A 19,069-nucleotide genomic window follows, 5' to 3' on the forward strand; every position below is an offset into this window, starting at 1 on the left:
GTCGCCACCGCGACGTTCATGGCAAGCGCCGCCTATGCACATGGGGTCGCCGAAGGCGATCAGGCATTCATCGAAACGATCAACGGACCCGCCCCTGGCGCCTTCCTCTATCTCGGCGCCAAGCACATGGTCACAGGTTACGACCATCTGCTGTTTCTGTTCGGGGTGATCTTCTTCCTCTACCGGATGAAGCAGGTTGCCGCCTACGTGACGCTGTTCGCGATCGGCCACAGCACGACGCTGATCGCCGGCGTTCTGCTCGGCACCCACGTCAGTCCCTATGCGATCGACGCGATTATCGGTCTGTCGGTGGTCTATAAGGCGCTCGACAATCTCGGTGCCTATCAGCGGTGGTTCGGCGTCCAGCCTAACGCCAAGGCCGCGGTCCTGATCTTCGGCCTGTTCCACGGCTTCGGCCTCGCGACCAAGCTCCAGGACTTCGCGCTGCCATCGAACGGCCTTTTGGTGAATCTGTTGTCGTTCAACGTCGGCGTCGAAATCGGCCAGTTACTCGCTCTGTCCGCGATCCTGATCGTCATGGGCTACTGGCGCCGCACCGCCAGCTTCCGCCGACATGCCTTTGCCGCGAACGTGGTCCTGATGACCGCGGGCTTCGTCCTTACCGGCTACCAGCTCGCCGGCCTCATTCTCGAAGGGAACGCCTGATGAAAAACGCCAATCTGCCAAACGTCGGCGATCTCCCGACGCTGCGCCAGCTCAACCGGGCAACGGCGCTTGCCTTCGGCGTCGCCGTCGCGCTGCTCGCGACGACGATCCTGCCCGCCGAATACGGCGTCGATCCGATCGGGACGGGCCGCCTGCTCGGCCTCACTCGCATGGGAGAGGTCAAGCAGGCCGAACATGCAGCCGAGACCGCCACAGTCCCGGCGACCACGGCGCCGGCTTCGCCGGCTGCAAGGTCGAGCGTGCCGGCGACCGCGCAGACGGCCGAGGTGAAGATCACGCTCCAGCCCGACGAAGGTCGCGAAGTGAAGGCAGACATGCGCGCTGGCGACCGGATCGCCTACGCCTGGTCGACCGGCGGACCGGAGGTCCGTTTCGAGCTTCACGGCGAGGAACACGACGCGCCGGCAGATAAATACACCAGCTACGAGAAAGGATCGTCCGCCGGCGAGAAGGGCGATTTCCAGGCTCCTTTCGACGGGATGCACGGATGGTATTGGCGCAACCGCACCACTGCGCCCGTGACCATCACCGTGACGGCGACCGGCACGTTCCGCAGCTTCGCTGCGAAGCCGAAATCCTGATCGTAGCGATGCACTCCACCCTTTCCACCACGAGGAGACTACCCATGAAATACGCAGTCCTAGCCGTCGCGGTATTGGCCGCAGCCCCCGCCGCCGCCCATCCCGTTCACGACGAGGAAGCGCATAGCCAAGCGCCCGCCGAGGTGGCGCGTCAGCACGTCGTTCGCATGGTGACGCAATCCAAGCTCGCCCCGAGCTGGTCCAAAGCAAAGGTCGAGGGCACCGCGCAGCGGACCGCCAACGGCGCGCGTCAGACCGTCGTGACTTTCACCAATCCCTCCGAGCCTGTCGCACGGCGCACGCTTCACGTCGTGATTGGTGCGGACGGCAAGGTTGTTTCCGCCAACCCTTCGGCGAGCTGAATAACCGGCTCGTTGCGGGACCATACCCGAGCCGGCAGCCCTTCGGGGTTGCCGGCCAACTTGGCGACGGACCCGCGAGGCGTGAGTCCGGATTAATGAGGAAGCGGAATGGTTGACGTGCGCATCTGCGCCGCCACGCTACTTATGATGACCGTTGGCTGTTCGGAGCCGTCACCAAATACTCGCGACACGTCGGAGATACACCGACCTCACTCAATGACGCGGGTCTTGGAACAGCGATACGTCACATGCGCAGACGGCAGCCGGGCCGACATTGATTTCCTCGACGACGGTTTGCGCATGGCCGTGACATGGTTGCCGTCCGGGCCGACCGAGATTCTGGCGGCGTCCAAGACAGGAGAGCCCTTCACGGGGCGTCACACGCGTGCGATCATGGCCGGAGGAACGATCGCATTCGAGCGCGGTCGCACTCTCCTACGCATCTGCCAACATCCTCACCGATGATAATGAGCGGGTCTGACGCTTCGGCGGTGAAGACGGCGAAATCCATACCATCAGGCTTGAAGACCCTGCGCGACCCTGACGGGCACGGCCCTATCGGCGCGTTCGCGCCGACCGAGCCACCGTCCCGGCGTCTCGTCCCAAAGGGTAACGATCCTCGCGTGAGGTGTGCCACGTGGCACACCTGCGGACGCGCAAAGATGCGAGACGCTCCCCTGTAGAGCGCCACGGCCCTCCCCCGGAGGCCCGCCAGCGCGGGGAACACCAAGGGCTGCTGCCCTTTCGTTCCCGAAGGAAAATAGACGGCCCCGTGTGGTCCGCCAAGCGCGGCACCCGACGCCCTAAGGGGCGTCGGCCGCGCTAAGGCGGCCTGCCCGCGCCAGGCCATCGATTTTCCTCCTCCCTCCCCATCCCGCTCCTCGCCGGAGAGGCAGACCCGGTTGCTGCGGCAACCGGCTTTCAGCCGCAGGAAGAAGGAGGAAAGAGAATGGCTTACACCCGATACAAGGGCGATCCCTACTGGAAACGGGCCAATGTGGACGGGACCAGCGCGGACGGCACCCCCTACCGCCGTGGCGAGCGCGTGTTCTTCTATCCGCGTTCCGGCGCGACCTACGCAGGGGACGGCGCGGCGCGCGCATCGGCCGAGTTTGACGAACTCGCGAGCCTCGAAGGCTGACCCCTCCCCCATCACCGAACCTTATTCAGATCAGGAGCATCATCATGGGTATCATCACCGTCAAGCTGTCGCAGCTTCGCCTTTCCCCGCTCAATCAGCGGCGCGTGAAGCCTTCCGCCGTCGAGAGCATGGCCGACGACATTGCCGCGCACGGCCTGTTGCAAAACCTTGTCGCCTATGAGGACGAGGGCCTGTTCTATGTGTTCGCCGGAGGGCGGCGCTATCGCGGCCTCAAAGAACTGGCGAAGCGCAAGCAGATCAAGAACAGCGACGCGTTTCCCGTCGAGGTCCGCACCAAGGAAGAGGCCATCGAACTGTCGCTCGCGGAGAACTTCCAGCGCGAGGACATGCACCCGGCAGACAGCATCCGCGCCTTTGCGGCGCTACGCGATACCGGCATGGACGCCGAGGAAATCGCTGCCCGGTTCGGTCAGGCGGTCAGCTTCGTCTATAAGATGCTTCGCCTTTCCGCGCTGGCACCGGCGCTGATCGACCTGATCGCCAAGGACCAGTTGTCGCTTGAGGCGGCGCGCGCGCTCACCCTCACTGACGACCACGACCAACAGGTGAAGGTATGCAAGGCGGCGAACGGCCACGCCCACACCATCCGGCGGATGCTCACCACCGAGAAGGTGGACACCACCAGCGGCGCGTTTATCTTCGTCGGGCGCGACGCCTACGAGGCGAAGGGCGGGACGATCACGGTAGACCTGTTCAGCCAAGGGGCCGAGGGGTTTGCCGACCATCCCGAGCTTGTGCAGGAACTGGCGGAGGACAAGCTGGACGGTATCGCCGACGAGTATCGCGCGATCGGTTGGCATGAGGTCCGCGCCACGCTGGACCGGCCCTACGACCTTTACATGAAGGGCAGCCTGTATCCGGCCACGCGCGAGCCGACCGAGGACGAGGCCGCGCGGATCGAGGCAATCGACGTCGCTATCGAACAGATCGCCGAGGCCGAGGGCGAGGACAGCGACCGCATCGCGCCGTTGTCCGATCAGCGGGATGCGATCACTGAGGGCTTGCGCGGGTTCAATGCCGAGCAGGTCGCGGTCGGGGGCGTGGCGCTCTGGGTTTCGCATGACGGATCGCTCGGCAAGAGCTTCTATCGCGCGAAGGCCGAGCCGAAGCCCAAGGCGAGCAGCGGCGAGCCGCAGCCGCTCTACAGCAACAGCCTTGTTGCAGACCTGTCGCGGATCAAGACCCGCATCGTGCAGGAGGCGGTTTCAGCCGACCCGGCGCTGGCGCTGGATGTGCTGCTGGACAGCCTTGCGGGTCAGCTACTCCACGGCGCGCACAGCTATCAGATGGCGATAGACGTGCAGGCCAAGACCATCGCGACCGATGTTGCCGACGACCTTATGGCGACCAGCGACGTGCGGGAGGTCGAAGAAACGATGGCCGACCGCTTCGCATCGGTCCCAGCAGATGGCCGGTTCGAGGTCATTCGCGCCATGAGTCACGACGACAAGATGGCGCTACTCGCCGGATTGGTGGCGATGACGGTGGACGGCACCTTGTTCGCAGGCGGTGCCCCCGGTGCGCGTCACCATCACTTTGAGCAGGTGGCCCGCGCGACAGGCGTGGACATTGCGACCCGCTGGCAAGCCCCCATCGCCCTGTTCGACAAGATGCGCCGTGCGGCCCTTATCGACCTACTCCGCGCCGAATGCGGCGATGCCAGCGCCGACAACTGCGCAACCATCAAGAAGAAGGCAGACTTGGCGGTCAACGTGTCGGGGCGGCTCGCTTCGCACTGGCTTCCCGCGCCGATGCAGATCGGGGCGTTCGACCAGCCCGAGCGGCACGAACTGGACGATCCCGACGCCGATGCCTTCGATGGCGAGGACATGGAGGCCGACGAAATGGCGTAAACGGATACGGGGGGCGGTGATAATCACCCCCTTTTCTCGACCAACCGCCCAGCATCAGCCCCCTCGCCGGCGCGACAGCCATGCTCTGCATGGCCGTCGCGCGCGCTGCCCTTGCAGATCAGCGCACGCCGCCCGCCCACAAGGGACGGGCGGCGCGATGGCGAGTTTAATCGTAATGCGGGCCATCTACGTGAGTGCCGCTCAAATCGACGCCGCGCCGAACTGCCACGAGGTCGAAACGCTTGAAAAATGCGAGCGCTTCCCCCGGCGTGATGCGCAATTCGACAGCACGCACCTCTGCCGGGGCTGGCTCAAACTCAGCAGACCGAAGAAGATAAGCCACCAGCGACACATCGGTCACGGGTGTCCCCTGGTTCTCCCCAGAAGCGATCCTGAATCCAATGACACGCTCGTCGCTTTCAGCTTTTCCCAAAGACACCAGATGGCCGGCAAGCGCGACATTATCGGAAATGTCCGCGGCAACGGTTCCCTTGAAGTCGTTGTATTGGACGCCAGCGTTGAAGGTATCCATTGCTATCACTCCATTCTGCTATTCGCGTGTGAGCCGCGCAGCCCGTCACCCAAGCTGATACTACGACCGCCGCCATTCCTCACCAAGATCGCGCGTGGTTCGAACCATGCGAACAGATCGCCCAAGGCCCGACGTCTGTAAGCATTCAGCCATCGCCGGCGCCGATGTTCGGCCGCGTCATGGATCATATGGCATCGCTGGCAGAGTGCAGCCAAATTGCGTGGTGCGTTGTCGGTGGGGTCATGGTTCAGATGCGCACACGCGATATAGACCCGCGTGATGCGCACGATCGTCGCCACGTCCGACTTAGGCGCACGCACCCGGCGACCGCGCCCGTCGCGCCATTGGTGGCGATCAGCGTCCCACCAGCGTCCGTCACCCAAGTGGAACACCCGCCGGCCGTGCGGGCGCTGGCAATGCTCGCAGCGCCCCTTGGCGCGGCCGAACCGGATCAGCCTCGACAACTCAGGCCAGTCGATCGGGTAGAGCCAGCGATGTTCGGCCATGATCGGCATGACGATTCTATGAGTCAGCCGAGTCGAGAACGAAAGCAGAAAATCGGCTAGCGGTCCGCCCCGTGGGCGGGCGTTGGTTTGTAGAGGCAGTCCGTCAGTCTCCGCCCATCGTGAGGGGCGCGGAACGCCGCCTCAAGGATCAGCGGTCCCCCCAATTTGCTGCGCAAATCGGCTCCCCCGCTGCCCGGCAAGCCGGCCGCTGGCGCGGTCCTATGACCCGGCGTTCCGCGCCCCTCCCGCCGTCGTCGCCAATCACGGCAACACGGAGGTTTCCATGTCCCATCATCGCCTATTCGCGCAGCTCGCCTTCGAGCGCGCGCTGGGGATGGCCGCGCTGAACGCGCTGGTCCAGGCCGTCGTCGAAAGCGACCAGTTCCGCGCCGATGGCCGCGATCGTGACCCGCGCCACTTTTGGGTTCTCGCCGGAGACCTGGAGGAGGTCGTGCAGGATCGCATCCGCGACGTTCTCGATGGTCCCGGTCTCGGTGTTGTCGAGCGTGGCGAGCTGTTCCATCAGCCGCGTATCGTCGATCTGGTGATCGCCGCCCGCGACGCACGCAACGCGCCCTCCTGACGGGGGCGCGCTTGCGCGCGATAGTGCCGTGCGGAGATCCGCACCGCGCAACTCTCGCCGATCGCGATGCGCGCGACCGGCGCTAGGGGAACACCAAGGGCGCTGCCCTTTCGTTCCCGAACGACAATCGACCGCCCGTGTAATCCGCCAACCGCGGCACCCGTCGCCGGAGGCTTCGGCCGCGCTAGGCGGCTCGCCCGCACCAGCGGTAGATTCTCGCTCCCCCTCCCCATCCCGTCCTCGCCGGACAGGCAGGGCCGTGAGGCCGAGCGGCCTTGCGGCCCATGCCAGAAGGAGGATCAGTGATGTGCAGCCCCGAACAACTCGACACCATCCGTCGCCTTAATGACCTAGCCCGGAGCCAACCGGGCACCGCATCCATCGCCAACGTCACGCTGGGTTTCCAGTCTCTCCCCGACGCGGATCGCTTCGCGGCGCTGGCGGCGATCGTCGGCTTCTCGCAATTCACCGGCGACAACGATCCTCACGGAGAACATGATTTCGGCGCGGTTTATCGGCTCGCGACGGGAACGTGGACGCAGGAGCGACCGAGCGACGACAAGGCAATCGCCGAAACCGTTTTCTGGAAGGTGGACTACTACGACAACACGCTTACCTATGGCAGCGAAGCGCCGTGGGATGAGCAACAGACCAAGCGCGTGCTGACGATCATGCTCGCGAGCGAATACTGACGTCCCCGGCGTGCGATCCGCGTTCAAGCGAGCGCGGATCGCGACGCACCGACCGGCTCTTATCGCACGTGATTTGTTGAGGAATCGCGTTGGAAGGCGTAGGGTTATGAGCAGAAAGGATGACCGCGATGGCCCAGATCGATCTTGAAACGCTGCGCGAGCGCATCCGCCAGATGGATTTCGAGCGCGGCAGCCCTGAACAGGTTGCGCTTTGGCGCGAGGACGTAGCGGAAGCCCGTGCCAATCTCGTTATCGAGGATATGACCCCGACCATCGACGAGGACGCGATGTTCTCGATGATGCTCGACGAGGGCGTTCCGCCCGCCCTCATGCCCTCGATTATCCTCAGTCTCTATCAGCCCGGAACCCGCCAGATCGCTGCCTGACCTTGGCAAGCGATCCTTATACATATCCCGGCACCGAGACGCTTCGTAACCGGCTCGGGATTACGGAAGACAAAACGCTTACCGAGGCCGAACGACGACTGACGCAGGCGCGCGGCGCGGAGGCTGCGCGCCTGACCTTTCCAGCCACCGCCGACGGCTACCGTGCCCTTCACAAACACCTGTTCCAAGACCTCTACGATTGGGCAGGCCAGGACCGCACCGTCAACATCGCCAAGGGCGGATCGAGCTTCGCCGCCGTCCCCTACATCGCGCGCGAACTCGACAAGCGGTTCGCCGAGGTAGGAGCGCAGAGCGGCTTGCGGGTGCTTCCTCGCGACGAGTTTTTCGATCGGCTCGGCAACCACATCAACGAGATCAACGCCATTCATCCCTTCCGCGAAGGGAACGGGCGCACCATGCGCCACCATGCCGCCCAGCTCGCCCGCGAAGCCGGCCACCCGATCCGCATCGCCGCGATCGACAAGGACCGTTGGATGGAGGCGTCCCGTCACGGCTTTCTTACCGGCGATCATCGCGGAATGGCGGCGGTTCTCTCCGCAGCGGCGATCAAGCGCGACCTCGCGCCCGAGGCGCGGATTGGCCCCGCAGGGATCGCCATGCTCCCCAAGCGCGCGCCGCCCGAGGGGCAACGCTACCGCGTGACGCTGACCAAGGCGCGCGAGGAGCTGGAACGCTATTTGCCGGCCGCTCGCCAACAGGCGGCCGATCGGCTGCGTGGGTTGATTAAGGAGGGTGCCCCCTCCCCCGCCATCGCCAACGCGCGCACCGAACTCGCCTATGTCCGCCATGCCAAAGGGCCGATCTATCAATCGCACCTTCTCACCTATCTAGGTGTCCGTCAGGTCGATGCCGTCGTGACGCCGCAGCAGACGCCGTTGGAGCGCGTGCGGGAGATCGGCGCAGCACTCGGTGTTCAAATCAACAACCAGCAGCCGGCCCAGCTCCAGCGCGCCGTGCGGTCGCTGGAGCGGCCGATCCTGCCCCCTGGTCACTCGCCGGGGCAGGAGCGGCTTGCCGAGCTGTTCCTGAAGAACACGCCGGAGAAGAACCAAGCCGATCCGCGCCTTGCGCCCGCCCAGGCAATCGTCGACGCGGCCATGAAGACCGCGCGCGATCGGGGCGAGAGCGCGCGCATGGTCGGAGCCATCGCGGAGTCGACGCGCCAGCTCGTCGCCGATCGGATCAAAGCGGGCGGATCGCTGGACGTCAAAATCGGCCGCGCGACCCCGGCGCAAGCGCCAGCACCGCGCGATAAGGACCGGAGTCGCTGACAGCTTTTGGAGGACGGGGGAATGTGCAATCGGTTGTGTGATTGCGGTCCCCGCCGCAAGCGGGAACCGGATTGTCAACGCAAGGAGATGCGGTCGTGAAACCTGATACGGTCACCGTCACAGATGAAACGTGAGTTGTCACCTTCGTGTCGAATATCTCAAAGTGCCTGCTTCCGGCATTCAGAATTGATATCAACCCTCCATGCTTCAAAGAACTTCATTTCCGGGTTGGGAAATATCAGATCGAGAGCGCAAAATACTCACGCTAAACTTTTATTGCGTTCTCTTGATTAAAACCGCGTAGTCGCGATTTTTGACATCCATGATCCGTCTTGCTCGGTCTTAACGTCAGCGGCAGGGATCGAACCCGCACCCCATTGCCGGGGATCGCTTTAGCGATACGTCTGCCAATCCTGGGGATGAGACCTCCCCGGTGCCGCGCGAAGTCTTCCCTACCGAGAAGAAGACCCCTCGGTGCGCCTGGGCGTGCGGTGATCGTCGCCGGGCAACCGGCCATTGGAGCCGGTCACGATGGAATGGGGCTTCGCGATCCAGGCGCCGAGCAAGCGCGACCCGGTCGTGAAGCTGGACAAGTATGTGACCCATGGCCGCAACCTCGCTTCATCGATGTGGAAGCCGTCGCTCGCCAACCCGGAGCGGCGCTGCCTTGTCCCGTTCACCCATTTCGCCGGACCCCACCCCGAGGGCGGGACTGGCGACGATGGCAAGCCCCGGCAGATGTGGTTCTTGATCCCCAATGAGCCGATCGCGTTCTTCGTCGGCATATGGCGACCGACTGTGCGTAGCGAAGCCTACGCCTTCGCCGAACGCGATCGTCTCGCCATGGCATCCCAAGGCGATGCCGGTAATCCTCCATCTGCGTGACTTCACCACATAGCTTGACGGGCCCCACGAAACGGCGCTGGCGCTGGTGCGACCCTATGATGGATGATGCGGACCGCGCTGCCTATGCGACCGGCGTGCTTCGCACCGGGAGCCGGATCGAGGGGCGACGCTGGTATCAAGACAATACCCTCGAACCTATCCGCGACGAGACGTTGCGCGAGGGATCGGTGCATAGCTTCATGAATAGGCAATCAGTACTAAGTTCAATTAACCATGCCATAACGGTTTCAATGCGACATGTCGGTGCGCTGAAGGCGCACCGAGGTAAAATATGAGCAGCATCTCCATCAATGATGTCATGGCTTTGCGGAACGCTGTCCTCGACAAGAACGCGGCGCTTCGGAACGTAGCAAGCAACCCGAACTCTGTCTCCGTGTCCGGGGCTGCGAAAGGAGCGGCTTTTGACGCAGCGATGCACACCGCGCTGGGAAAGGCGGATAGCCCAAATTCTGTCTCAGGCGTGGGCGGAGCGGCGGCCGTTTCGCAATCAGGACACGCCGATCTAGGCGGCTTCGCCGCTACTTTTCAGACGCAGCTTCAAAAAATTAATGCGATCAATGCGCGCGCTGGTGCTTTGACGGTTGCCTACGAACGCGGAGAGGAAACCGACATCGCGAAGGTGATGCTTGCGCGGCAGGAGTCCTCAATCGCATTCGAGGCGACGTTGCAGGTTCGCAACAAAGTGCTGTCCGCCTACAAGGACATTATGAGCATGCCGGTGTAGCGCAATCCCGAAAGCACCTCCCTGAGTCGTTAATCCCTGCTGAGAAATACGTTCACGCACCAGCCTCCGCCTACCTCCATTAGCTTCCCTTCGGCTTACGAGCACTGTTGTGCATGGACACGATCTTCCAGCTGCCGCCCACCTTTTTAAGTACGCTTGAGGCAACACCGAGCCGTTCGGCCGCCTCACCGGTTTTGGGCTGAATCCGGTAACGGTAGGTTTCGGTTGCAAGGGCAACCGGTCCCTCGAAGCGGACGTCGACCTTGTAGTCTGAGAAACGGAACGATTTGAACTGCTTCAGCTCGGGACCGAGATGATGAGCCAAGTACGTGGTGTAGCTGCCCTCAGATGCTCCTGTCTCGAAAATCTGCGCGTTGGTCGTGAACAGTCGCTCGGTTCCAGCGGCGTCAAGCTTTTCGATCGCCTTCTTGTACGACGACAGCACAGCCTTCACGGCGCGCGCATCAGCGGCTCGAGCGTCAGACTGCGCCCACGCCGCGGCGGGCAGAGCAATTGACAACGCCATGATCGTCTTCATCCCGATGTTCATTCCTGATCTCCCAAAATAAAACTCTCCACTTTAGGCTATCGCCGTTTGAGGCAATACGGGGACCGGTGAGAGGATGGTCGAAAACGTACGCTAAGCGTCCCGGCTTTGCTGGTGGAGGCGCAGCGGCCTGAACCGCTCGCGAGGTTTGTCGATCTCGCCCCAGAGATAGTCGCCGGTGAGGCCGATATGCTCCCAGCCCAGAGGGGCGACGTGGGCGAGCAGCTCGTCGGGCACGTCGACGCCGCTGCCGCGCAGATGACGGACAGCTCGGTCGAGATAGACGGTGTTCCAGAGCGTCATGGCCGCGGTGACGAGGGTCAGGCCGGAGGCGCGATGGCGCTGGTTCTCGAAGGTGCGGTCGCGCAGTTCGCCGAGGCGGTTGAAGAAGATGGCGCGGGCGAGCGCGTTGCGGGCCTCGCCCTTGTTGAGAATGCTGCCGGTGCGACGACGCTGGTCGGGATCATCGAACCAGTCGAGCATGAACAGGGTGCGTTCGATCCGACCTATCTCCCGCAGCGCGCGGGCGACCGAGTTCTGACGCGGGAAGCCCGCCAGCTTGCGGAGCATGACCGAGGCGCTCACCGTGCCGGCGCGGATCGAGGCGGCAAGGCGCAGGGTTTCGTCCCAGTTCTCCTCGATCGCGCGGATCTTGACCGGACCGGCGACGAGCGGGCGCAGCGTCGGCCACGAGTCGAGCGGCGACAGGCTGTAGAGCCGGCGCTCGTTGAGGTCGCGGATGCGGGGCGCGAAGCGGAAGCCGAGCAGATGGCACAGGCCGAAGACATGATCGACCGCGCCGGCGGTATCGGTCGCATGTTCGCGGATGACCAGCTCGCTTTCATGGTCGAGCAGGCCGTCGAGGACATGCGCGGCCTCGCCGGCATTGGCGGCGATGACCTTGGTGTGGAACGGCGTGAAGCGGTCGGTGACGTGGGTGTAGAACAGCACGCCTGGTTCGGTGCCATAGCGGGCGTTGTGATCGGCGCGGGCCTCGCCCTGACCACCGGCACGAAAGAACTGCCCGTCCGACGACGATGTATCGCCCGGTCCCCAGACCGCCGCGAGCGGATGCGCGGTATGGCAATCGACGATCGCCGCCAGCGCCGACAGATAGGTTTCGTCGCGCACATGCCATTCCGCCGTCCAGCGCAGGCGAGACAACGTCAGCCCGCGCGAGCTTTCGGCCATGCGGCCCAGGCCGAGGTTGGTCGCATCGGCGAGGATCGCACCCATCAGCGCGGACTGGTCGGAGGCGGGGGCGCCGCTGCGCGCATGGACGAAACGGTCGGCGAATCCCGACCATGCGGCGACCTCGACCAGCAGATCGGTGATTCGGACGCGCGGCAGCATCGCGTAGAGCCGGGCCTTTAGCGCATCGGCATCGTCGGACGGGGATCGCCGGATCGACGATATGAGCAACTGCCCGCGTTCGATCGTCACATCGACCAGCTCGCCCGCTGCGGCTGCGCGCTCCACCTCCGTCATGCGCCGGGCCAACAGGGTGCGGCGTTCCTCGTACCATTTGGAAAAGTCGGTCGGCACAACCAGGCGCAGATCGCCGCTCGCGCGCATCGCTTCGAAGGCGGGCATGGGCAGCTGATAGTCGTCGAGCGTGCGATAGGCGCGGCTGCCGTCCACCCAGATGCTGCCCGAGCCGAGCCGCTCGCGCAGGTGGGCGATCACTGCGATCTCATAGGCGCGCCGGTCTATCGTCCCTTCCGCCGGCTGCACGACCTTGCGCCAGCGCGGCTTGATGAAGCTGGTCGGCACTCGCTTCGGCAGGACCGATCGACCGTCGCGGTACATCGTGCGCAGCACCTCGATCGCGCCGAGCAGCGGATCAGCCAACCGCGCGGTGCGGAAGGTGAAAGCGGCGAGAAACGTCGGGGCGAAACGCCGCACGGCGGGATAGCGTTCGACCACTTCTTCCAGCCCGTCATCGGCCGAGCGCGTCAGATCCTCGGCAAAGCGGATGCTGCGTTCGAGCTGATCCCAGCCCATCTTCGCGTCGATCGCGCGGAAGGCATCGCGCCCGCTCGCACGAGCATCTACCAGCAGGCGACCGAGCCGGGCATGGAAACGCGCGGTGTCCTTCAGCATCCGTGCCTGGCCGAGCAGCCGATCGGAGCGGGTGCGGTCGGCACGGCGGAACAGCGCGCCCACCATCTTCTCCACCATGACCAGCGCGGCGTCGGTCAACGTCGCTTCCATCTCGATCACGGAAGCTACGAGCATGGCGAGCCGGCGCGGACGTTCGAGACGCCGCAGGTGCTGGGCGGTGACGATGCCGGCGGTCCGCGCAATGACGGCATAGCGAGCAGCATGGATACGTCGTGCTCGATCAGCCGCGATCCCGATGCCGCGCACGGTGTCGAGCCGTTCGACGATTCCCTTCAGGTTCGCGGCCGATGGTGCTTCCGGCCATTCGCGTATCCATCCTAGCCGGGTGCGCCCATCATCGTCGGAGGCGATCATGTGTTCGAGTGCGGCTTCCTGTTCGGTCGAACAGTCGCGGATCAGATTGGAATGGGCCGCCTTGCGCGCCCGTGTCCGCACGATGAGGGCGAGCCGTTCCAGCGTCGATGTCGCCGGCAGTACGATCCGGTCCGCCCGCAAGCGATCGACCATGCCTGTGACGATCGTCTCACCTCTATCAGTCGAAGCGGCAATCTCCGATCCCAGCGCCAGCATCGCCCGTACATCCACCCGCGCGAAGGCGCGCAGACCGAGCAGAGCTTCGATCTCGGCCCGGTGTTCGCGCAATGTCGTGGGGCGCGTGGCATAGCCGGTGAAGTCGTCGGCTACGCACCCGATCTGATCGGCGAGCAGCGCGAGCATGGCGGCGGGCACCGCATCCCCCGTCAGTAGCCTGCGACCGGGATGACGCAGGTAGCAAAGCTGCACCGCATAGCCGAGCCGGTTCGCCCCGCGCCGACGTCGCGCCACCTGTGCCAGATCGTCGGGACCGAGCGTATAGAGCCGTTCGATCGTCGCGCGATCGGCAGGCGGGTCGAAGATCACAGCACGCTGCGCGGGCGACAGGATGGTCTTGGTCGGCATCGGCTTCCTGTTCGTCACGAAACAGGAAAGCGTACCCGTTCATGGAGCATAGACCAGAAGACGGGTTATGTGACATTATCGCGATTGATCGACGGGCAATGCCGCTCCGTCACGTGAACGGACGTATATGTGACAACGCAGATCGGTTACGCGCGGGTGTCCAAGGCGGACGGCAGCCAGGTCCACGACCTGCAGCACGACGCGCTGGTCGCGGCCGGCGTCGATCCCGAGCATATCTATGAGGATGCCGCATCGGGCCGGCTCGACAAGCGACCGGGACTGGACGCCTGCCTGAAGGCGCTGCGCCGCGACGACACGCTGGTCATCTGGAAACTCGATCGGCTCGGCCGCGATTTGCGCCACCTCGTCAATACGGTTGGTGATCTGACGAAGCGTGGCATCGGGTTGAAGGTGCTGGCGGGCGAAGGCGCGTCGATTGACACAACCACCGCCAACGGTCGGCTGATCTTCGCGATTTTCGCCGGCCTCGCCGAGTTCGAGCGAGAACTGATCGTCGAGCGCACGCGCGCCGGTCTGGAGTCCGCTCGGGCACGCGGTCGGCACGGCGGGCGTCCGTTCAAGATGACGCCGGCCAAACTGCGTCTCGCCCAGGCCGCGATGGGCAAACCGGAAACCAAGGTCGCGGAGCTATGCGCCGAACTCGGCGTGACGCGCCAAACACTCTACCGACACGTCACGCCGAAGGGCGAGATCAGGCCCGATGGTGAAAAGCTGTTGGCGCGAGGGCGCCGATAGCAGTCGGCTGAAGCTGCTCAGGTTCAGAGCGACGATGCCGTAACGTAGGTTCCTACCGCAATCACGACGGCGGCAAAGCCACGTTCGAGCAGCCCCTTACGGGTGCCGAGAACCTTGCCCAATGCAATACCGCCGATCGTTCCAGCGACGCCGCCCACGACCAGCATCGCGGTCACGCTCCAGTCGACCAGCCCCGACAGGGCGTAGGACAAGGCGGTGGTCAACCCCAGCGCGCTGACGACGACCAGCGACGTGCCGATCGCGAAGGGCAGCGGCATCGCGGTCGCGAGGATCAGCCCCGGCACGATCAGGAAGCCGCCCCCGATCCCGAAGAAGCCGGCGGCAAGCCCGACGCCCAGCCCGATCGGAACCAAGCGCGGCAGCAGCGTCGAGGCGCTATCGCGGGTCAGTCGCACGTCCGGCGCTTCCGCCGTGCGGCGCTTGCGCAACATCGACAAACCGACGCCAATCATCAGAAGCCCGAACAGGACAAGCAGTCGCTTGCCGTCGAACGCCTTGCCCAACTCCGCCCCCAGCGCCGCGCCGATCATTCCGGAGACGGCGAAGACACTGGCGCACCGCCATTTCACGCGGCCCGCTCGCGCATGGCCGACCAGGCTGGCAAGCGCATTGACGGTGACGGCGACAGCGGCCGTCCCGATCGCAGCGTGCGGTGATCCGACGCCGACAACATAGATCAGGAGTGGCACGGCGAGGATCGACCCGCCTCCGCCGACAAGGCCGAGGATCAGGCCAATCACGCCGCCCGATGCAAGCGCGGCAAGGGTGGCAGCGGTGTCCACGATCGCCTCAGGCTGTCGCGCGCCGGTTCCAGGGCATGACGCGCAGCAGGTTGGCCATGCCGCACCACCCCGTCACGCCCGCGAACATCAGCCCCGCCCCGACGAACGCCGACAGCCCGAAGAAGCCGGGAGCGACGAACGTGCCGAGCAGAACGCCGATCAGCACCAGCCCACCGGCGGTAATCTGCACCTGCCGCATGATTTCCAACGGCTGCGACCGATCGGCGACGGTGGGCTGTCCTGCCTGCCGCCACGCATCGATGCCGCCGCCCAGGATATAGGCCGGCGCGCCACCCGCTGCCGCGCCGAGCTGCGCCGCATTGGCGGCGGTGCGCATCCCGGACTTGCAGTGAAAGACGACCGGACGATCGTCGCGCGGGAGATCGCCGATCCGGTCGAGCGGCACGTTCATCGCGCCGGGAATGCGTTCGCGCGCATGCTCGTCGGCACCGCGAATGTCGATCAGGCGCGCACCGGCATCGATCGCGGCACGGGTATCGTCGGGAGAAAGGGTCGCGAGCGTCATCGCATCAATCCTTGCAGTAGAGCTGGTAGAGAGTGCCGAGCAGCGTTTCGACGCGGGCATCCGCGATGGCGTACCAGAGCGTCTGGCTCTCCCGCCGGTAGGTGACGAGACCCTCGTCGCGCATCCTGGCCAGGTGCTGCGAGCAGGCCGACTGCGACAAGCCGACATCACGGGCCAGATCGCCGACCGTCATCTCGCCATGCTCGACCAGCTTGCACAGCAGCATCAGCCGGCGAGCATTGCCGATCGCCTTCAGCGTGTCGGCGACCTGCCCGGCCTTCGCCTCGAATGTCGCCAGGTCCATCGGCGGTTTGAGCATCATCGCCACTCCATTAGGTGTTGCTTATGTAGCACCAGCTAATATATTAGCAAGCGCTAACGGAGAAAATCATGACTCAGCCCCTCATCGAGGCGTTTTTCGACGAGCCGACCAATACGATTAGCTACCTCGTCGGCGATCCCGCGACACGGACTGCGGCGGTGATCGATCCAGTCCTCGACTTCGACATGGCGAGCGGCGTCGCCGACACGCGCTCGGCCGAGCGGATCGTCGCCTTCGCCCGCGAGCAGGACTGGCGGATCGCGATGGTGCTGGAGACGCACGCTCATGCCGATCATCTGTCGGCCGCACCCTTCATCAAGGCGCATACAGGCGCATGGATCGGGATCGGCGCGCATATCCGCGACGTGCAGAAAATCTTCCGCCCCGTGTTCGCGATGGATGATCTGAAAACGGACGGCTCGGACTTCGACCGCCTGTTCGAGAATGGCGACCAGTTCGCGATCGGGGCGCTGGCGGTCGAGGTGCTGCATGTCCCCGGCCACACCCCGGCCGACGTGACCTATCTGATCGGCGATGCGGCGTTCGTCGGGGATACGCTGTTCATGCCCGACTATGGCACCGCCCGCGCCGACTTCCCGGGCGGGGATGCGCGGACGCTCTATCGCTCGATCCGCCGGCTATTGGCGCTGCCCGACGAGACGCGACTGTTCCTCTGCCACGACTACAAGGCACCGGGTCGCGACGACTATCGCTGGGAGACGACGGTGGGCGAGCAGCGACGGTCGAGCGTCCACGTCCATGACGGTGTGAATGAGGACGACTTCGTCGCCATGCGCGAGCAGCGTGACGCCGGGCTATCCGTGCCCAAGCTCCTGCTGCCCTCGATCCAGGTCAACATCCGCGCGGGCCATTTCGATCAGGCGGAGGCGAACGGTGTCACCTACTTGCGTATTCCGGTAAAATGGAAAGCCGGCCATCCGTGATGTCATACGATCGCTGACACGGCTTTGTGCTTAGCGTACGTTTTCGACCATCCTCTCACCGGTCCCCGGATCAAGGTCGATCCGCCGGTGGATTTTCTACGTCCCAACTCGAAATGGCATCGTCATCTTCGCGCTGAGCCCAGCGGCGACCACCGGCTTTGGGAAATCGCGGTGCTGTTCCACATCCGCGACGCCTTCCGGTCCGGTGACATATGGTTGGCGGGATCGCGCCGCTATGGCGACCTCAAGCAGCTTCTGGTCCCGCCACAGGCGATAGAGCAGACCGCGCGGCTCGCCGTGCCGCTGCGACCCGGCGAATGGCTGGCCGAGCGCAGGGCTCGACTGGATACACGGCTGAAGGAGTTTGGCCGCGCGGCGCGAACCGGCACGATCCCAGGCGGCATCATCGAGAACGGCAAGCTGCACATCGACAAGCTGAGGGCCGACACGCCCGAAGGGGCCGAGGATCTCGTGCTCGATCTCTATCAACAGCTCCCGCCCGCGAGGATCACCGATCTGTTGCTGGAAGTCGATGAGCGAACCGGATTTTCCGAGGCGTTCACGCATCTGCGCACCGGCGCGCCCTGCAGCGACCGGATCGGCCTGATGAACGTGTTGCTGGCGGAAGGCGTCAATCTCGGTTTGCGCAAGATGGCGGCGGCGACCAACACGCACAGCTTCTGGGAATTGCTGCGGATCGCGCGCTGGCATGTCGAAGGCAGCGCCTATGATCGGGCGCTCGCCATGATCGTGGAGGCCCACGCCGCCCTGCCCATGGCCGCCTTCTGGGGACAAGGGCAATCGGCATCCAGCGACGGGCAGTTCTTCCTTGCTACCGAGCAGGGCGAGGCGATGAATCTGATCAACGCGAAATATGGCAACGTCCCGGGCCTCAAGGGATACAGCCATGTGTCCGATCAATATGCGCCGTTCGCAACCCAGGTGATCCCGGCAACGGTCAGCGAGGCTCCCTATATCCTGGACGGGCTGCTCATGAATGACGCGGGCCGCCGCGTTCGCCAGCATTTTGCCGACACGGGCGGCTTCACCGATCATGTGTTCGCCGCCTGCGCCTTGCTCGGCTACAGGTTCGCCCCCCGTATCCGCGATCTCCCTCAGAAAAGACTCTATGCCTTCACGCCCAACGCGACGCCGGCCAATGTGCGAGCGCTGGTCGGAGGTAAGATCAATGAACCGCACATCGAGCGCAACTGGCCCGACATCCTGCGCATCATGGCGACGATCGCAGCGGGGATCGTCGCCCCCAGCCAGATTCTTCGCAAGCTCGCCTCTTACCCGCGCCAGAATGAGCTGGCCCTCGCATTGCGAGAGGTGGGCCGCATCGAGCGAACCCTGTTCATGATCGACTGGATTCTTGATGCCGGCCTCCAGCGCCAGGCTCAGATCGGCCTCAACAAGGGTGAGGCCCACCACGCCCTAAAGCGCGCCATCAGCTTCCACCGCCGAGGTGAAATCCGGGATCGATCCGGCGAAGGCCAGCACTATCGCATCGCCGGAATGAACCTGCTCGCCGCCATCATCATATTCTGGAACACCATGAAGCTCGGCGAGGTCGTCAATACCCGGGCCGCCAGCGGTACCCATATCGCGCCTGATCTACTCGCCCACGTCTCGCCGTTGGGATGGGAACACATCAATCCAACCGGGGAATATCGCTGGCCCAAATCCTTAGCGTAGGATTCCGCCCCCTCCCGCAAACGCCCCCTACGATTGAGAAGCGCGGCGGAATCTCTTAGATTGATCGCTGGAGGCTTTGTTCGCGGAGACGCGCACATTGCCTTCTTTTCGTTTTAGGAAGCGCTGCCCTAAGCGACAGAAGCG

At 64.4% G+C, this 19,069-nt stretch carries 20 protein-coding genes and 1 pseudogene; 14 read left to right on the top strand and 7 right to left on the bottom strand.

Translation table 11 applies throughout. From position 1 onward, the window contains the following. The first annotated feature begins 18 nt into the window (after positions 1 to 18). The 5 genes from SSA01S_RS10060 to SSA01S_RS10085 all read left to right on the top strand — a co-directional run bounded on the left by SSA01S_RS10060 (position 19) and on the right by SSA01S_RS10085 (position 4,645). Positions 19 to 666: a HupE/UreJ family protein gene (locus SSA01S_RS10060; RefSeq protein WP_042469303.1), complete on the top strand. Its 648-nt coding sequence runs from the start codon at positions 19 to 21 to the stop codon at positions 664 to 666. Continuing rightward, entirely contained in the window at positions 666 to 1,268 is a 603-nt protein-coding gene (locus SSA01S_RS10065; RefSeq protein WP_042469192.1) for a hypothetical protein, read from the top strand. Before SSA01S_RS10060 ends, SSA01S_RS10065 begins: the two co-directional genes overlap by 1 nt. 44 nt (positions 1,269 to 1,312) lie before the next feature. Further along, the gene (locus tag SSA01S_RS10070) at positions 1,313 to 1,630 is read left to right on the top strand and encodes a DUF6488 family protein (protein ID WP_042469191.1); all 318 of its coding nucleotides are present in this window, start codon (positions 1,313 to 1,315) and stop codon (positions 1,628 to 1,630) included. A gap of 949 nt (positions 1,631 to 2,579) precedes the next feature. After that, positions 2,580 to 2,771 carry a hypothetical protein gene (locus SSA01S_RS10080; protein WP_042469189.1) on the top strand — a complete coding sequence of 64 codons (192 nt, stop codon included), beginning with the start codon at positions 2,580 to 2,582 and terminating at the stop codon, positions 2,769 to 2,771. A gap of 44 nt (positions 2,772 to 2,815) precedes the next feature. Next, complete coding sequence (locus tag SSA01S_RS10085; RefSeq protein WP_042469188.1) at positions 2,816 to 4,645, top strand: ParB/RepB/Spo0J family partition protein; 1,830 nt, start codon at positions 2,816 to 2,818, stop codon at positions 4,643 to 4,645. A 166-nt stretch (positions 4,646 to 4,811) separates the two neighbouring features. On the opposite strand, the gene SSA01S_RS10090 is transcribed toward SSA01S_RS10085, so the two are convergent. Next, positions 4,812 to 5,177, bottom strand: coding sequence for a hypothetical protein (locus SSA01S_RS10090; protein ID WP_042469187.1), 366 nt, complete (start codon positions 5,175 to 5,177; stop codon positions 4,812 to 4,814). A gap of 5 nt (positions 5,178 to 5,182) precedes the next feature. Beyond that, the gene (locus tag SSA01S_RS10095) at positions 5,183 to 5,692 is read right to left on the bottom strand and encodes a hypothetical protein (protein ID WP_231738850.1); all 510 of its coding nucleotides are present in this window, start codon (positions 5,690 to 5,692) and stop codon (positions 5,183 to 5,185) included. 274 nt (positions 5,693 to 5,966) lie between these two features. Between SSA01S_RS10095 and SSA01S_RS10100 the strand changes: the two genes are divergently transcribed. The 6 genes from SSA01S_RS10100 to fliE all read left to right on the top strand — a co-directional run bounded on the left by SSA01S_RS10100 (position 5,967) and on the right by fliE (position 10,266). Then, positions 5,967 to 6,266 (top strand): hypothetical protein, encoded by a 300-nt coding sequence (locus SSA01S_RS10100; protein WP_042469185.1) that lies wholly within the window; start codon positions 5,967 to 5,969, stop codon positions 6,264 to 6,266. A gap of 305 nt (positions 6,267 to 6,571) precedes the next feature. Then, positions 6,572 to 6,958, top strand: coding sequence for a DUF3768 domain-containing protein (locus SSA01S_RS10105; protein ID WP_042469183.1), 387 nt, complete (start codon positions 6,572 to 6,574; stop codon positions 6,956 to 6,958). 128 nt (positions 6,959 to 7,086) lie between these two features. Next, positions 7,087 to 7,344: a hypothetical protein gene (locus tag SSA01S_RS10110; protein ID WP_042469301.1), complete on the top strand. Its 258-nt coding sequence runs from the start codon at positions 7,087 to 7,089 to the stop codon at positions 7,342 to 7,344. A gap of 2 nt (positions 7,345 to 7,346) precedes the next feature. Then, on the top strand, positions 7,347 to 8,636 hold the full coding sequence (locus SSA01S_RS10115) for a Fic/DOC family protein (RefSeq protein WP_042469182.1): 1,290 nt from the start codon (positions 7,347 to 7,349) through the stop codon (positions 8,634 to 8,636). 531 nt (positions 8,637 to 9,167) lie between these two features. Then, positions 9,168 to 9,521, top strand: a complete 354-nt coding sequence (locus SSA01S_RS10120; RefSeq protein ID WP_231738854.1) for an SOS response-associated peptidase family protein — start codon at positions 9,168 to 9,170, stop codon at positions 9,519 to 9,521. 292 nt (positions 9,522 to 9,813) lie between these two features. Further along, positions 9,814 to 10,266: a flagellar hook-basal body complex protein FliE gene (gene fliE, locus SSA01S_RS19105; protein WP_042469180.1), complete on the top strand. Its 453-nt coding sequence runs from the start codon at positions 9,814 to 9,816 to the stop codon at positions 10,264 to 10,266. 79 nt (positions 10,267 to 10,345) lie between these two features. On the opposite strand, the gene SSA01S_RS10130 is transcribed toward fliE, so the two are convergent. Further along, the gene (locus tag SSA01S_RS10130; RefSeq protein WP_053003295.1) at positions 10,346 to 10,816 is read right to left on the bottom strand and encodes a YybH family protein; all 471 of its coding nucleotides are present in this window, start codon (positions 10,814 to 10,816) and stop codon (positions 10,346 to 10,348) included. 90 nt (positions 10,817 to 10,906) lie between these two features. Then, positions 10,907 to 13,876 carry a Tn3 family transposase gene (locus SSA01S_RS10135; RefSeq protein WP_042491074.1) on the bottom strand — a complete coding sequence of 990 codons (2,970 nt, stop codon included), beginning with the start codon at positions 13,874 to 13,876 and terminating at the stop codon, positions 10,907 to 10,909. Between the two features lie 129 nt (positions 13,877 to 14,005). Here SSA01S_RS10135 and SSA01S_RS10140 point away from each other — a divergent pair, with 129 nt between their 5' ends. Next, positions 14,006 to 14,632: a recombinase family protein gene (locus tag SSA01S_RS10140; protein ID WP_082052512.1), complete on the top strand. Its 627-nt coding sequence runs from the start codon at positions 14,006 to 14,008 to the stop codon at positions 14,630 to 14,632. Between the two features lie 23 nt (positions 14,633 to 14,655). On the opposite strand, the gene SSA01S_RS10145 is transcribed toward SSA01S_RS10140, so the two are convergent. The 3 genes from SSA01S_RS10145 to SSA01S_RS10155 are packed head-to-tail and all read right to left on the bottom strand — an operon-like array spanning position 14,656 to position 16,283. Further along, a complete protein-coding gene (locus SSA01S_RS10145) occupies positions 14,656 to 15,435 on the bottom strand; it encodes a sulfite exporter TauE/SafE family protein (protein ID WP_042469177.1) in 780 nt (259 codons plus the stop codon). Positions 15,436 to 15,442: 7 nt separating this feature from the next. Continuing rightward, positions 15,443 to 15,961: a rhodanese family protein gene (locus SSA01S_RS10150; RefSeq protein ID WP_042469176.1), complete on the bottom strand. Its 519-nt coding sequence runs from the start codon at positions 15,959 to 15,961 to the stop codon at positions 15,443 to 15,445. Positions 15,962 to 15,965: 4 nt separating this feature from the next. Then, complete coding sequence (locus SSA01S_RS10155; RefSeq protein WP_042469298.1) at positions 15,966 to 16,283, bottom strand: ArsR/SmtB family transcription factor; 318 nt, start codon at positions 16,281 to 16,283, stop codon at positions 15,966 to 15,968. 68 nt (positions 16,284 to 16,351) lie between these two features. Between SSA01S_RS10155 and SSA01S_RS10160 the strand changes: the two genes are divergently transcribed. Together SSA01S_RS10160 and SSA01S_RS10165 are read left to right on the top strand one after the other, a co-directional pair. Beyond that, positions 16,352 to 17,227: an MBL fold metallo-hydrolase gene (locus tag SSA01S_RS10160; RefSeq protein ID WP_061780293.1), complete on the top strand. Its 876-nt coding sequence runs from the start codon at positions 16,352 to 16,354 to the stop codon at positions 17,225 to 17,227. 54 nt (positions 17,228 to 17,281) lie between these two features. Continuing rightward, positions 17,282 to 18,925, top strand: a pseudogene (locus SSA01S_RS10165) (Tn3 family transposase); the annotation flags it as partial. Between the last annotated feature and the right edge of the window lie 144 nt (positions 18,926 to 19,069).

It is taken from the genome of Sphingomonas sanguinis NBRC 13937, from assembly GCF_001591005.1.
Classification (GTDB): Bacteria; Pseudomonadota; Alphaproteobacteria; order Sphingomonadales; family Sphingomonadaceae; genus Sphingomonas; species Sphingomonas sanguinis.